At 41.3% G+C, this 14,282-nt stretch carries 13 protein-coding genes; 4 read left to right on the top strand and 9 right to left on the bottom strand.

The genetic code is table 11. The features are described 5' to 3' along the window. Positions 1 to 256: 256 nt before the first annotated feature. The 5 genes from lpdA to MHH31_RS07035 form a co-directional block, all read right to left on the bottom strand. A complete protein-coding gene (gene lpdA / locus MHH31_RS07055; RefSeq protein ID WP_003211097.1) occupies positions 257 to 1,669 on the bottom strand; it encodes a dihydrolipoyl dehydrogenase in 1,413 nt (470 codons plus the stop codon). A 4-nt stretch (positions 1,670 to 1,673) separates the two neighbouring features. After that, on the bottom strand, positions 1,674 to 3,017 hold the full coding sequence (locus MHH31_RS07050; protein WP_327878361.1) for a dihydrolipoamide acetyltransferase family protein: 1,344 nt from the start codon (positions 3,015 to 3,017) through the stop codon (positions 1,674 to 1,676). A gap of 108 nt (positions 3,018 to 3,125) precedes the next feature. Continuing rightward, positions 3,126 to 4,103: a pyruvate dehydrogenase complex E1 component subunit beta gene (gene pdhB, locus MHH31_RS07045; protein ID WP_007498597.1), complete on the bottom strand. Its 978-nt coding sequence runs from the start codon at positions 4,101 to 4,103 to the stop codon at positions 3,126 to 3,128. A gap of 3 nt (positions 4,104 to 4,106) precedes the next feature. Then, entirely contained in the window at positions 4,107 to 5,222 is a 1,116-nt protein-coding gene (pdhA, locus tag MHH31_RS07040) for a pyruvate dehydrogenase (acetyl-transferring) E1 component subunit alpha (RefSeq protein WP_007498599.1), read from the bottom strand. A gap of 567 nt (positions 5,223 to 5,789) precedes the next feature. Next, positions 5,790 to 6,458 carry a YkyA family protein gene (locus tag MHH31_RS07035; protein WP_338704979.1) on the bottom strand — a complete coding sequence of 223 codons (669 nt, stop codon included), beginning with the start codon at positions 6,456 to 6,458 and terminating at the stop codon, positions 5,790 to 5,792. Positions 6,459 to 6,693: 235 nt separating this feature from the next. Here MHH31_RS07035 and MHH31_RS07030 point away from each other — a divergent pair, with 235 nt between their 5' ends. Continuing rightward, positions 6,694 to 6,873 (top strand): YjcZ family sporulation protein, encoded by a 180-nt coding sequence (locus MHH31_RS07030; protein ID WP_026050085.1) that lies wholly within the window; start codon positions 6,694 to 6,696, stop codon positions 6,871 to 6,873. Between the two features lie 112 nt (positions 6,874 to 6,985). After that, the gene (def, locus tag MHH31_RS07025; protein ID WP_039963315.1) at positions 6,986 to 7,543 is read left to right on the top strand and encodes a peptide deformylase; all 558 of its coding nucleotides are present in this window, start codon (positions 6,986 to 6,988) and stop codon (positions 7,541 to 7,543) included. A gap of 38 nt (positions 7,544 to 7,581) precedes the next feature. On the opposite strand, the gene MHH31_RS07020 is transcribed toward def, so the two are convergent. Continuing rightward, on the bottom strand, positions 7,582 to 8,361 hold the full coding sequence (locus tag MHH31_RS07020; RefSeq protein WP_047946859.1) for a Cof-type HAD-IIB family hydrolase: 780 nt from the start codon (positions 8,359 to 8,361) through the stop codon (positions 7,582 to 7,584). 394 nt (positions 8,362 to 8,755) lie between these two features. On the opposite strand from MHH31_RS07020, the gene MHH31_RS07015 reads away from it, so the two are divergent. After that, positions 8,756 to 8,965 carry a DNA-directed RNA polymerase subunit epsilon gene (locus MHH31_RS07015; RefSeq protein ID WP_008345114.1) on the top strand — a complete coding sequence of 70 codons (210 nt, stop codon included), beginning with the start codon at positions 8,756 to 8,758 and terminating at the stop codon, positions 8,963 to 8,965. A gap of 5 nt (positions 8,966 to 8,970) precedes the next feature. Next, entirely contained in the window at positions 8,971 to 10,638 is a 1,668-nt protein-coding gene (gene rnjA / locus MHH31_RS07010) for a ribonuclease J1 (protein WP_012009818.1), read from the top strand. A 98-nt stretch (positions 10,639 to 10,736) separates the two neighbouring features. On the opposite strand, the gene ade is transcribed toward rnjA, so the two are convergent. From ade to MHH31_RS06995, 3 genes are all read right to left on the bottom strand, one after another. Next, positions 10,737 to 12,467: an adenine deaminase gene (gene ade / locus MHH31_RS07005; RefSeq protein WP_342495409.1), complete on the bottom strand. Its 1,731-nt coding sequence runs from the start codon at positions 12,465 to 12,467 to the stop codon at positions 10,737 to 10,739. A 263-nt stretch (positions 12,468 to 12,730) separates the two neighbouring features. After that, a complete protein-coding gene (locus MHH31_RS07000) occupies positions 12,731 to 13,399 on the bottom strand; it encodes a TrkA family potassium uptake protein (RefSeq protein ID WP_008345123.1) in 669 nt (222 codons plus the stop codon). A gap of 37 nt (positions 13,400 to 13,436) precedes the next feature. Continuing rightward, positions 13,437 to 14,279 carry a gamma-glutamylcyclotransferase family protein gene (locus MHH31_RS06995; RefSeq protein WP_047946864.1) on the bottom strand — a complete coding sequence of 281 codons (843 nt, stop codon included), beginning with the start codon at positions 14,277 to 14,279 and terminating at the stop codon, positions 13,437 to 13,439. Positions 14,280 to 14,282: the final 3 nt, after the last annotated feature.

Raw genomic sequence — 14,282 nt, 5'->3', positions numbered from 1 at the left:
GAGGTTTCACATACATAAAAAAACCCTCTCCGTGTGGTGAGGGCTTCAGCGTGTAGACAAACCCTCGCATTCTTTGTCAGTCCTGCGTGCTGGTGCTCACGAATGTCAAATTCGCTCCGCTCCAGTACTCGTCCTTCCTAGATTTCAAAGGTTTTCTATCACGCTGAAAAGAAGACAAAGGGCTAAAATCAAGTTCATTTTAGCCCTTTGTCAACAATCTGAAACCCTCTCCATGTGGAGAGGGTTTCAACGTTCATTATTTTACGATATGGATTGGGCTTCCGATTGCTACTTCAGCCGTTTCCATTGTGATTTCACCTAAAGTTGGGTGAGCGTGAATTGTCATTGCGATATCTTCAGCTGTCACACCAGCTTCAATTGCAAGGCTAAGCTCTGAAATCATATCAGAAGCACCAACACCTGCGATTTGTGCACCGATAACTAGACCATCCTCTTTACGAGTGATCATTTTCATGAAGCCATCAGTTGCATCAAGAGAAAGTGCACGTCCGTTCGCTGCGAATGGGAATTTCGCTGCAACGATGTCGATTCCTTCTTCTTTTGCTTCTGCTTCAGTGTATCCAACAGTTGCAAGTTCTGGCTCAGAGAATACAACAGCAGGAATACCAAGGTAATCAATTTCAGCTGGCTCTCCAGCGATTGCTTCAGCAGCAATTTTACCTTCGTAAGAAGCTTTGTGTGCAAGTGGTGGTCCATCAACGATGTCACCAATTGCATAGATGTTTGAAACGCTTGTACGGCATTGTTTGTCAGTTTTGACAACTCCGCGGTCTGTCAATTCAACACCAACTTGCTCAAGACCAAGCTCATCTGTGTTTGGACGACGACCAACAGTCACAAGTACGTAGTCAGCATCGACAGTTTTTTCTTCACCTTTTACTTCGAAAGTAACAGTGACACCGTCAGATTTTTCTTCAACGCCTTTTGCAAGAGCGTTTGTGTGAATTTCAACGTTTCCTTTTTTCTTCAGGTTACGTTTCACTAATGAGCTCATTTGCTTTTCAAAACCTGGAAGGATTTCGTCTCCACCTTCAAGGATGACAACTTCTGTTCCAAAGTTCGCATAAGCAGTACCAAGCTCAGTACCGATGTATCCACCACCGATGACAACTAACTTTTTAGGTACTTCTTTAAGCGCTAAAGCACCAGTTGAGTTAATCACGCGGTCTGTGTATTTAAATGTAGGCAATTCGATTGGACGAGATCCAGTTGCAAGAATTGCATTTTTAAATGTATAAGTCTGCGCTGAATTTTCATCCATGACACGTACAGAGTTGCTATCTACGAAATAAGCTTCACCTTTGACGATGTCTACTTTATTTCCTTTTAGAAGACCTTGAACTCCACCTGTTAATTTGTTTACAACAGAAGCTTTCCACTCTTGAACTTTTGTGAAATCAACTGTTACGTTTTCAGCTTTGATACCCATGTCTTCAGAATGCTTTGCATTCTCGAAACGATGTCCAGCATTGATCAATGCTTTTGAAGGGATACAGCCGACGTTTAGACATACGCCGCCAAGTGTTCCTTTTTCAACGATTGTTACTTTTTGTCCTAGCTGTGCAGCACGAATAGCAGCTACATATCCACCAGGACCTGCACCGATGACAAGAGTATCTGTTTCGATTGGGAAATCTCCTACTACCATGAATTTACGCCTCCATTAAAATTAATTGTGGATCATTCAATAAACGCTTGATGTGGTTAAGGGCATTTTGCGCAGTAGCTCCATCAATCATACGGTGGTCAAAGCTTAGGGAAAGAGCTAAGACTGGAGCTGCAACGATTTCGCCATCACGAACAACCGCTTTTTCAGCGATACGGCCAATACCAAGGATCGCTACTTCTGGGTGGTTGATGACTGGAGTAAACCATTGTCCACCAGCAGAACCGATGTTTGTGATTGTGCAAGATGCACCCTTCATTTCAGCTGGAGCCAATTTACCATCACGTGCTTTTGTTGCAAGCTCGTTGATTTCGTTAGATACTTCGAAAATCGCTTTGCGATCTGCATTTTTCACAACTGGAACAAGCAAGCCTTTTTCAGTATCAGCTGCAATTCCGATGTTGTAGTAATGCTTTTGAACAACTTCATCTGTTTTATCATCGATAGAAGTGTTAAGTACTGGGTACTTTTTCAAAGCAGAAGTTAGAGCTTTTACAACGTAAGGCAAGTAAGTTAACTTGATTCCTTGATCAGCTGCAACTTGTTTGAATTGTTTACGATGTGCAACAAGGTTTGTTACATCAACTTCATCCATTAATGTTACGTGAGGAGCTGTGTGCTTAGAGTTCACCATTGCTTTCGCGATCGCTTTGCGGATTCCGCTCATTTTCTCGCGAGTTTCTGGGAATTCTCCTTCTAAAACTGGAGCTGCTGCCGCTTTTGGAGCCGCTTCTTCTTTCGCACTTTCAGCTGCTTGAGGTGCTGCTGCTTGAGTTGCTGCAGAACCGCCATTAAGGAAGCTGTCGATATCTTCTTTTAGCACGCGGCCATTTTTACCAGTACCTGCAACTTTGTAAATTTCAACGCCTTTTTCACGCGCATATTTACGTACAGATGGCATAGCAATAACGCGTTTGTTAGGATCAGCATCTACTTGCTCTTGTGCACCAGCACCAGTTGCTGCTGCCGCTTCTTCTTGAGCAACTTCTTTCTTTTCAGGCTCGTTACCAGCTTCAGCAGTACCTTGTACTTGAGCTTCAGTTTTCGCTTCGCCTTCTTCTTCGCTGCCTTTAAATTGAAGATTTTCGTAACCAGGTGCATCAAACGTAATGATTGTTTGTCCTACAGTTGCAACTGTTCCCTCTTCAACTTTTAATTCTAATACTTTTCCTTTAACAGGTGAAGGAATTTCTACAACTGCTTTATCATTTTGTACCTCTGCTAAAACGTCATCTTCATTGATTTCGTCGTTTGGTTTTACAAACCACTTAACGATCTCACCTTCGTGGATACCTTCTCCGATGTCCGGAAGTTTAAATTCAAATGCCACTGTTTTTCGCCTCCTAGATTATGTTAAACCCTTGTTCTGTCAACATTACACGGTCATGTAATTGATAAAGGGGAAGAGAAATAAATTCTTTTCCCCTCTGTCATTTAATTAAAATTCAAGAACTTTCTTAGCTGTTTCAAGCACGTCTTTATGGTTTGGAAGCCATACGCTCTCAGCTTGAGAGAAAGCAAATACAGTATCAGGTGCAGCTACACGAAGTACTGGTGCTTCTAGGCTAAGAATTGCTCTATCATTGATTTCAGCTACTACGTTTGCTGCAATACCAGCTTGTTTTTGTGCTTCTTGAACAACGATCGCACGGCCTGTTTTTTCAACAGAAGCGATGATTGTTTCAATATCAAGCGGGCTCACTGTACGAAGGTCAACGACCTCAGCAGAAACGCCTTCTTTTTCAAGTTCTTCAGCAGCTTTAAGTGATTCGTGAACCATTGCACCGTAAGTGATGATTGAAAGGTCAGAACCTTCACGTTTCACGTCAGCTTTACCGATTTCAATTGTGTACTCTTCTTCAGGAACTTCCTGACGGAAAGAACGATAAAGTTTCATATGCTCAAGGAATACAACCGGATCGTTGTCACGGATTGCAGAAATTAAAAGTCCTTTTGCATCGTAAGGTGTTGAAGGAATAACAACCTTGATACCAGGCTGTTGTGCAATAAGACCTTCTAAGCTGTCAGCGTGAAGCTCAGGTGTGTGAACTCCTCCGCCAAATGGAGAACGGATTGTCACTGGAGAATGCCAGCGTCCACCAGAACGGTAACGCATACGAGCCATTTGTCCAGAAACAGAATCTAATACTTCGTAAACGAATCCGAAGAATTGAATTTCCATTACTGGGCGGAATTCTTGTAGTCCAAGGCCAATTGCAAGACCGCCAATACCAGATTCAGCAAGTGGAGTATCGAATACACGATCCTCACCAAACTCTTTTTGCAATCCTTCAGTCGCACGGAATACGCCGCCGTTTTTACCAACGTCTTCTCCGAAAACAAGAACGTTTTCGTCATTTTTCAGTTCTGTGCGTAACGCATCAGTGATCGCTTGAATCAATGTCATTTGCGCCATGGCTTACTTCGACTCCTTCTGTTTGTAGATTTCAAGCTGTTCAACCAAGTTAAATGGTTTCACATCGTACATGTTTTCAATCAAATCAGTGACTTTCTGCTTAGGCTGTTCGTCAGCTTCTTTGATTGCTTGTTTGATTTGTTCTTTTGCATCTTCGATGACTTTATTCTCTTCTTCTTCAGACCAAAGGCCTTTGTTTTCCAAGAATTTGCGGTAGCGTACCAATGGATCTTTTTGCTCCCACTCATTTTCATCTTCTTTTGTACGATATCTTGTTGGATCGTCACCAGCCATTGTATGTGGGCCGTAACGGAATGTAAGAGTTTCAATTAATGTTGGACCTTCACCATTTACAGCACGCTCACGAGCTTCAGCAGTCGCTGCATATACAGCTAATGCATCCATACCGTCAACTTGTACGCCTACGATACCAGCTGCAGCTGCTTTTTGTGCAATCGTTTGTGCAGCAGATTGCTTTTCAACAGGTGTAGAGATCGCATATCTGTTGTTTTGGACAACAAAAATCGCTGGCGCTTTGTAAGCCCCTGCAAAGTTAATACCTTCGTAGAAATCACCTTGTGAAGCTCCACCATCACCAGTGTAAGTGATTGCAACAGCATTTTTACCGCGCTTTTTCAAACCAAGAGCTACACCAGCAGCTTGAATGATTTGTGCACCGATAATGATTTGCGGAGAAAGTGCATTCACATCTTCAGGCATTTGGTTTCCAACAAAGTGTCCACGAGAGAACAAGAATGCTTTTGTTAGTGGAAGACCATGCCAGATTAATTGTGGTACATCACGATATCCTGGAAGAATGAAATCTTCTTTCTCAAGTGCAAAGTGAGTTGCAAGCTGAGAAGCTTCTTGTCCAGCTGTTGGCGCATAGAAGCCAAGACGTCCTTGACGGTTCAATGAAATTGAACGTTGATCTAATACACGTGTAAACACCATACGGCGCATTAATTCTTTTAATTGGTCATCTGAAAGATCTGGCATTGCCGCTTCGTTTACGACTTCGCCTTTTTCGTTTAAAATTTGGAACGTTTCAAACTGCTTTTTGATGGCATCGAATTGCTTTTTGCTATCAACAATTGCTTTTTTTGTTTTTGCAGCCATTCTAAAGTCACCTCTTCCTTTCTTTTAACAGTCAATTTGTCGTGAATCCATTTATACATACAGATATAGGATAACCCAAAATGCTCATATGACTCCTGTATATAATAGCCACAAAGATCATTGTCGAAACATTGGATGATCGCTTGCTTTTGAGTTTTTCTAACTGTATTAACGATAGTTCACAAAAAACTAATACAACTTCTGTTAACAAGGAATAGTTTACAACAAGAAAAATAGTCCGTCAATTGATTTAACGGCTTTATTTAAATAAATGTATTCGCTTTACTTTTTATGGTGACCTGTATCAATCTGTTTAATCAACAGCACAAACTGTACTAGTATAGAGTGGATCACTGTACTACAATAGCACATGTTTGTTTTTGTCGAAAAATAAAAAAAGAGCTATTTTCAGCTCTTTTGATCGTGATGGACAAAGGGCTAAAATGAACTTCATTTTAACCCTTTCTCTTCTTTTCAGTTTGACATCTTGGAAAAACGAGTAACGACACGCAGGCACTTAGTGAGTAGCAGCGATAAACAGAGCTAGCAAATATGCAAGTACTGTTTTTAACTGTTTTGTGATTCTTTCTGAGCTGTTTTGTATAAAGCTTGTTTATATTCGTTCAATTGATCTGTATATTGATTGAACTTCTTGCTTTCTTTTCTAACTTTACTATAGGAACGATTGACTGTTTTCAGTTTGGATTTCAGTTCGGCGTATCCTAAGTCTTTTCTTTTTAAGGATTCATACAAGTGCTTGTCTTGTTTCAGCGCCTTTTGATACTCACGGTAAAGCTGATCATACGATGCATATCTTTTTTCAATTGATTTGACTGTTTGTTCTGCTTTGTCTTTTACTTCCGCATCTTTTATCTGTCCAGCGAATTCCTTTACAGTTTGAAATTCTTTTTTCGATTGATCCATGCTGTCTTTTTCTGTTTTTAAATGTTCTTCACGCTTTTCTGCCGATGCTAATGCTTGATCAGACAAGTTTGAGACTGTTTTTGTGTGGTCTTTTGTTGTTTGAATCATTTTTTTATACAACTGCTGCTCTTTTTTTTCATAGCTTTGCAGTGCGCCTTGTTCTTTTTCAAAGGATGCTTCTTTTTCGCTCATTTTTGTCATGGCATCTTGCATCTCATAAAGCGGATTTTGACCTCCGCAGCCCGCAAGCAAGAGGGTACATATCCCCGCTAAAGTTGCACCTGCTTTTATTCTTCTTTTCATCTGTTTCAATTACAAGGTCCCCCTTTACATCTCCACATACCACTATAATTTTTCAGAGCGGTTGTGACAAGGAAAGAGGATGGTTTTTTGAGGGGAAAGAAGATTTTTTTCATGCTCTAGGCTCATGACTATACAAATAGTGCATTCATACATAGTTTATATTACACGCTTCGCCTTCACTTATGAGAGGCCGAGTGTATTTCCAAAGGAGGTCAAAAGTATGTCTAATTATAGTCATGGAAGTATGTATGGTGGATACGGCGGTTACGGTTATGGATACGGCGGCGGTTGTTGCTATCCAAGTTATGGTGGTGGATACGGTTGCGGTTACGGTGGTGGACGTACATTCGCTTTAATCGTCGTCCTATTCATTCTATTGATCATTGTTGGCGCAGCATTCTTAGGCGGCGGTGGCTGCTGCTAATGGCTGAATAAGCCTCTGACCGGTCTCATACGACCGGTCTTCTTTATTTCATTGCATATGTTGTGTATCATTTTATATACTTTACATACAAAGGAAATAGGAGTGAAGTTTTGTGATTACCATGGATGATATCGTACGAGACGGGCATCCCGTCTTAAGACAAACAGCTGAAGCGGTCGAACTCCCGCCAACAGAAGAAGAAAAACAGCAATTAGCTGACATGATTGAATTTGTCAAAAACAGTCAGGATGCAGACATTGCTGAAAAATATGAACTTAGACCCGGTGTTGGCCTAGCAGCTCCGCAAATCAATATCAGTAAACGAATGATCGCTGTTCACTGTGAAGACGAGGGCGGAGAACTTTACAGCTATGCATTATTCAATCCTCGCATTGTTAGCCATTCAGTCAAAAGAGCTTATTTAGCTACTGGAGAAGGCTGTTTATCTGTTGATGAAGCCATCCCTGGATTCGTCCCGCGCTATGAAAAAATCAGGGTGAAAGGTACAACGCTTGAAGGTGAAGACATTGATATTCGCCTAAAAGGGTTTCCGGCCATCGTTTTTCAGCATGAAATTGACCACTTAAATGGCATTATGTTTTATGATCATATTCAAAAAGATCATCCATTCGCCGAGCCAGAAAACGCGGTTGCGATCGGCAGATCATAATATAAAAACAAGACCCGTCCATCAGCGGGTCTTGTTTTTTATTCATCAATAAGGCCTAATTCAGTCACAGCGTGGAATATGCCATCCTCATCTACAGGTTTGGTGACAAAGTCAGCTAATGTTTTTAATTCATTGACTGCATTCCCCATCGCAACGCCTGTTCCAACAAAAGAAATCATTTCTCGATCGTTCAGCCCGTCACCGAAGGCAATTGTGTCCTTTTGATCGTAAGGAAGTCTTTCAATGACTCGTTTAATTCCTTCAGCCTTCGATCCACCTTTTGGCAGGACATCAGTAGACAGCTCATGCCACCTGACGAGATCAATTTCTTCACGGAACGCTTCATATAGATGTTCCTCTTCTGCTTTACAAAATAGCAGCATTTGATAAATGACGTTTTCTTTAAAGAATGACAAATCGTGCTCGGGATGCTCTGTTTTTAAAGTGCCAATCCCTTCATGGATAAATGGATGGTTCGGCACAGATGCCTTCATCGTCTTCTCTCCCATGAAAACAAGCGGATGATCATGTTGATCCGCTGTTTCATAAATTTTATCCATCAGCTCTTGCTTAAGCGGATTGTCGTAAATGACTTCTCCTTCGTACATGACATACTGACCGTTATAAGCAATAAATGAGTCAAGCCCTATTTCTTCTAAAATAGGCTGGATGAGAAAAGGCGAACGGCCAGATGCAATGAAGAGATGATGCCCTTTTTCTTTTAATAAACGAACAGCTCGCTTCGTTGATTCAGGTATTTTTTTATCATGGTCATATAAAGTACCGTCGATATCAAAGAAGATGACTTTTTTATTCATATCTCGTCTCCTGTCTCTTGTTATGTATACCCTCTCCCCTTCATCATACAGAAAGATCTTCACTGACGAAACCACTTCCTCTTAAAACGCCCATTTCCCACATATAACCATGTAACATTAAGTGGAAACATCATATAATACAAGTATATAGAGAGAACGGAACAAATGGCTGAATGAGACTCATACCGAAAGGAGGCGATCCGCGATGCTTCGTCGTCTGCGCAAGAAAATTCGAAGACAATGGAAGGACATGCTTCGTAAAAAATCGATTGCTTAAAAGGATCTTCCGCACATTTGCTGAAGGTCCTTTTTTCTCTGAGACTTTTCTTATGCGCGTTTTTTTAATATAATAGAATAAGCGAGTGTAACATACGGTATTTAAGGAGAGATTTGGATGATATATAAGGTATTTTTTCAGGCAAGTACGACTGAGGTACCTGTGAGAGAACACACAGATTCACTATACGTTGAAGCGGTTTCTGAAAGAGACGTACGCGATAAGTTGAAAAAACATAACTACAATATTGAATTCATTCAGCCTGTAGACGGTGCTTTTTTAGACTATGAACGAGAAAGTGAAAATTTTAAAGTATTGGAGCTATGAGAGGAATGAAATTTGTAAAAAACGATCAGGCGGCAGTTTTTGCGCTCGGCGGATTAGGCGAGATCGGTAAAAACACGTATGGCGTTCAATTTCAAGATGAAATCATTTTGATTGATGCTGGTATTAAGTTCCCTGAAGATGAACTTCTTGGAATTGATTACGTCATCCCTGACTATACGTATTTAGTTAAAAACGAAGATAAAATCAAAGGTCTTTTTATTACTCACGGACATGAAGACCACATCGGCGGTATCCCTTACCTTCTCAAGCAAGTAAATATTCCAGTTTACGGCGGCAAACTCGCAATCGGCCTACTTCGTAATAAATTGGAAGAGCACGGTCTCTTGAGACAGACAAAACTTCACATTTTTGAAGAAGAAGATACCATTAAATTTAGAAAAACAGCTGTGTCTTTCTTTAGAACAACACACAGTATTCCAGATTCTTATGGAATTGTCGTGAAGACACCTCCTGGTAACATCGTACATACAGGTGATTTCAAGTTTGACTTTACGCCTGTTGGCGAGCCTGCCAACTTAACAAAAATGGCTGAAATCGGGAAAGAAGGCGTTCTATGTCTTTTATCCGATAGTACAAACAGTGAAATTCCAGAATTTACGATGTCTGAAAGACGCGTAGGTGAAAGCATTGATGACATTTTTAGAAAAGTCGACGGCCGTATCATCTTTGCTACGTTTGCTTCAAACATTCACAGACTTCAGCAAGTGATCGAGTCCGCTGTTGCCAACGGTCGAAAAGTTGCGGTGTTTGGACGAAGTATGGAGTCTGCTATTGATATTGGACAAGATCTTGGCTACATTAAATGTCCAAAAAACACGTTCATTGAACACAATGAAATCAACCGTCTACCAGCAAACAAAGTAACCATTCTTTGTACTGGTAGTCAGGGCGAACCGATGGCCGCTCTTTCTCGTATTGCCAACGGTACGCACCGCCAGATTTCAATTAACCCTGGAGACACTGTTGTCTTCTCGTCTTCACCGATCCCAGGTAACAATATTAGCGTAAGCCGTACCATTAACCAGCTTTATCGTGCTGGTGCTGAAGTCATTCATGGCTCACTCAATAATATTCATACCTCTGGACACGGCGGGCAGGAAGAACAAAAGCTGATGCTCCGTTTAATTAAACCTAAATTCTTCATGCCGATTCACGGTGAATACCGCATGCAAAAAACGCATATTAAACTGGCGAATGATTGCGGAATTCCTGAGGAAAACTGCTTTATCATGGATAATGGTGAAGTTCTTGCACTAAAAGGTGACGAAGCAAGTGTCGCTGGCAAAATTCCTTCAGGTAACGTATATATCGACGGAAGCGGAATTGGCGATATCGGGAATATCGTCTTAAGAGACCGCCGCATTCTTTCAGAAGAAGGTCTTGTCATTGTTGTTGTCAGCATGGATATGAAAGAATTTAAAATTTCTGCAGGTCCTGATTTAATCTCAAGAGGTTTTGTCTACATGAGAGAATCTGGAGACCTCATTAATGACGCGCAAGATCTCATTTCAAAGCATCTTGAAAAAGTAATGGAACGTAAGACGACTCAATGGTCAGAAATTAAGAACGAGATTACTGACACTCTTGCTCCTTTCCTTTATGAAAAAACAAGACGCCGCCCAATGATCTTACCGATTATTATGGAAGTGTAATGACGTACAAGGAGACACAGCCAATTGGCTGTGTCTCTTTTTTATGCGCATTAAAAAACCCGCATATCTGTAAGATACGTGCGGGTTCAGTCATTGTTTTACGATTGAATCGGGAGATGCTGAAAACTTCTCACATCAAACAATCCTTGTGTTGTCATTTTCACATCAGGAATGACTGGCAGTGCCAAGAAGGATAATGTCAAAAACGGATTAAAGTCTAAGACAAAGCCTGTTTCCTTTAAAGCATCATGGAGTGCATGAAGGCTTTCATTGACCGTATGTGCAGGTTGATCTGATAATAAACCGGAAATCGGTAATGGAAGCGTATGAAGAACTTTTCCGTCTTTTACAACGGTCAAACCGCCCCCTGCTTCTTTTAACGTCTCAATGGCTTTGATCATATCAGCATCATTTGTTCCAACGGCAATTAAGTTATGCGAGTCATGGGCAACTGTTGTTGCAATTGCCCCCTCTTTTAAGCCGAATCCGCTGACAACCCCTATCCCAATTTCAGATAGACCTTTGTGGCGTTCGACAAGTACTATTTTTAATACATCTCGATCAATATCACTCGTAAATTGTCCATCGCTTCCAGAAGGAGATATTTGTTCTAATTGCGTTTCAAGCTGATTCGGTATAATGCGAATGACATTCATCTTTTGATGATCTGTTATAGGCAGCGTTAGATCTTTCTCTTGAACGTCCACTGCATGTACCGATTGCATGAGCGAAGAACTTGGCGTGATCTTGTCGACACTTGGCAAATATTCTCCATGTTCAGAGACCAATTCTCCTGCGATAAAGACGCTTGTAATTCCTACCTCATGTAAGTCAGAAATGAGCATAAAGTCCGCGTCAAAGCCTGGTGCAATCGCTCCCTTTGTTTTGAGACCGAAGCACTCCGCTGCGTTTAAACTTCCCATTTGATATGCTAAAAAGGGGTCCAATCCTTCTTGTATCGACATCCGTACTTGTTCATCAATACTTCCTTGAGCCATTAAATCATCTAAATGTTTATCATCCGTACAAAAGAAAAAGCGTCTCGCATTCTTCTCATTGACAGCAGGTAATACGTTTTTCACGTTTTTAGCAACAGAGCCTTCTCTCAGCATGACATACATGCCTCTTTTGACACGTTCAAGGGCCTCTTGAGCTGTTGTCACCTCATGATCCGTTTGGACATTAGCTGTTCGGTACACATTAATTAATCGGTTCGTTAATCCTGCTAGATGGCCATCAATGAGTTTATGTTCATGTTGAGCATCAAGCAGTTTTTGAAGCATATCTTCTTCCGCTTGTTCCACCGCGACATAATCCATCACTTCGGCAAGACCAAGCACTTCTTTCTCCTGATAAAGAGGCTTTAAATCTTTTGCTTTTAGTGCAGCACCTGATCGTTCAAAGCTGACTGCCGGTACACAGGATGGCAGCATGAAATATATATTTAGAGCAGCTTTTCTCGCTTCTTCGAGCATAAAACGGATACCTGCAACACCGGATACATTGGCAATTTCATGCGGGTCTGTTACAACAGTTGTCACACCGTGAGGAACGACAGCTTTGGAAAATTCAGCAGGAGTCACCATCGAGGATTCGATATGAACGTGGCCGTCAATGAAACCAGGAACAAGCATTTGACCTGTTGCATCCAGCTCCTGTTCTCCCTCATACTCCCCAATTCCTACTATTTTTCCATTTTCAACAGCGACATCAGCGTCTATCCATTCCTGGTTAAACACGTCCATAACCTTCGCATGTTTAATCACTAGGGCTGCTTTTTTTCTCTTTGCAGCTACCTCAATTTGATGTCTGAAAAGCTCCTTATCCAACGACACTGCCTCCTCCGAGTAAACAATATAATGTTTCTTATCGTAAACGAATCTGTTTGCCCAGTCAATGACATTTAGAGAAAATCAACCATATCAAAAGATTGATTTTTATTTCTGAATAGTGATAATTGGCTGAAAAATAACCATGTTCTATTTTGCTGTTCTTTTAGAAAGTAAACGGCTCTTTTCCATTTTGTTCTCTCCCACAATGTCCGCCCCATATGTACACTTCTAAAGCAAAAAAACACCCCTTCTCGGAGTGTTTAATAGTCGTTCTGCATTTCTCTTTTTTCAAAGCGCCCGATATCTGCCACTGCCCCAATGACAATGAGGATATCTTCTTTTTGAATCATTTCATCTGCGAGCGGTGAAACGATCACTTCTTTCCCGCGTTTAATTGCCACGATATTGATCCCGTACCTTGCACGAATGTCGAGATCTAACAAAGAGTGCCCAGCAAGTCTGCTGTTGGCGACGATTTCAATGAGGCTGTACTCATCTGACAGCTCTAAATAATCAAGCACGTTGTTAGAAATAATTTTATGTGCAATCCGCCTGCCCATGTCTCGTTCAGGATGGACAATACGGTCCGCACCAATTTTATTCAAAACCTTTTCATGGTAGTCATTTTGAGCTTTCACTGTGACCATTTTGACACCAAGTTCTTTCAGCATAATCGTTGTTAAAATACTCGCCTGAATGTTTTCACCTATCGCCACGATCACATGATCAAAATTGCGGATGCCTAGGTTTTTTAGGACAGATTCGTCCGTCGAATCACCAATCACGGCATGTGATGCAATTTTAGCATATTCGTTCACACGATCTTCATTCATATCCATGGCCATGACTTCAAGTCCTTCTTCGCTTAGCGCCTTGCAGATACTTCCGCCGAAGCGTCCAAGACCAATGACTGCATATTCCTTTTTCATGTTCAGACTCCTTTTATATCACTTACCATGCATTTTACTACGGTTTCATTAATGAATCCATATGCGACCGTATTTTTTTACGGAACGCTTCACTTAAGTAAAGGTCTGCTCCTTTTTCGATTTCACTGCGATAATGACCAGGAGGCGCAATTTCTTCGCTCTTTTTTAAAACGAGAAACGTTAAGCAGTCCTCATACACTTGATCACCTACTGTGACATCGACAAATGCTGGGCGATAAGTCCCTTCATTTACACCTTCTCGTTTGTACAAATAACGAATGGCATCAAAAGGTACTTCATATAGAACACCCTCTGTTTCTCCGCCGTCTTCTACCATATCTGCTCTTGATCCATCAGGGCGCACCAATGTAAACCTTGTGGTAAAACGATCAAGTGTGCCGCCGCCGATGATTTGTTTGAAATAATGTTCCACTTTCGCAAGCTTAAACCTTGCATCATCCATACAGGACCCATAGGCAAAATAATAGAAGGAAGACGGTTTGCGCTCCCATAGTTGATATGACTTCCAGCAGCCGCTTTCAATCTCCTTCAGGCTCGATGCCTTCTGCTTACATATTGTATAAGCAACGGCTGACCTTGGCCCCTGGTCTGTCATAACCTCTATTTCCTGCTGGTCATACCCTTCCTCTAGCTCATCTATCTTATGCAGCGTTTCATCACTGACCTCATACAATTCTCCATATACTGTGTTTTGTTCCGAGACAACACACACAGGGTAACCCTCACCTGTATCGTACAGTCTCCCTTTTATCCAAGCAGATGCTGCTAATGGACTGCTTTCTTTCATCAATGTCTCGTGATACTTTTCGTGCTTTAAAAGTGTCCCATACACAAATAACGTCTTTGTCTCCTTCGTCATCAC

The sequence above is a fragment of the Bacillus sp. FSL K6-1033 genome (assembly GCF_038630765.1).
Classification (GTDB): domain Bacteria; phylum Bacillota; class Bacilli; order Bacillales; family Bacillaceae; genus Bacillus; species Bacillus altitudinis.
Note: the sequence above shows the minus strand (reverse complement) of the source record. Positions and strands in the feature narration are given on the sequence as shown.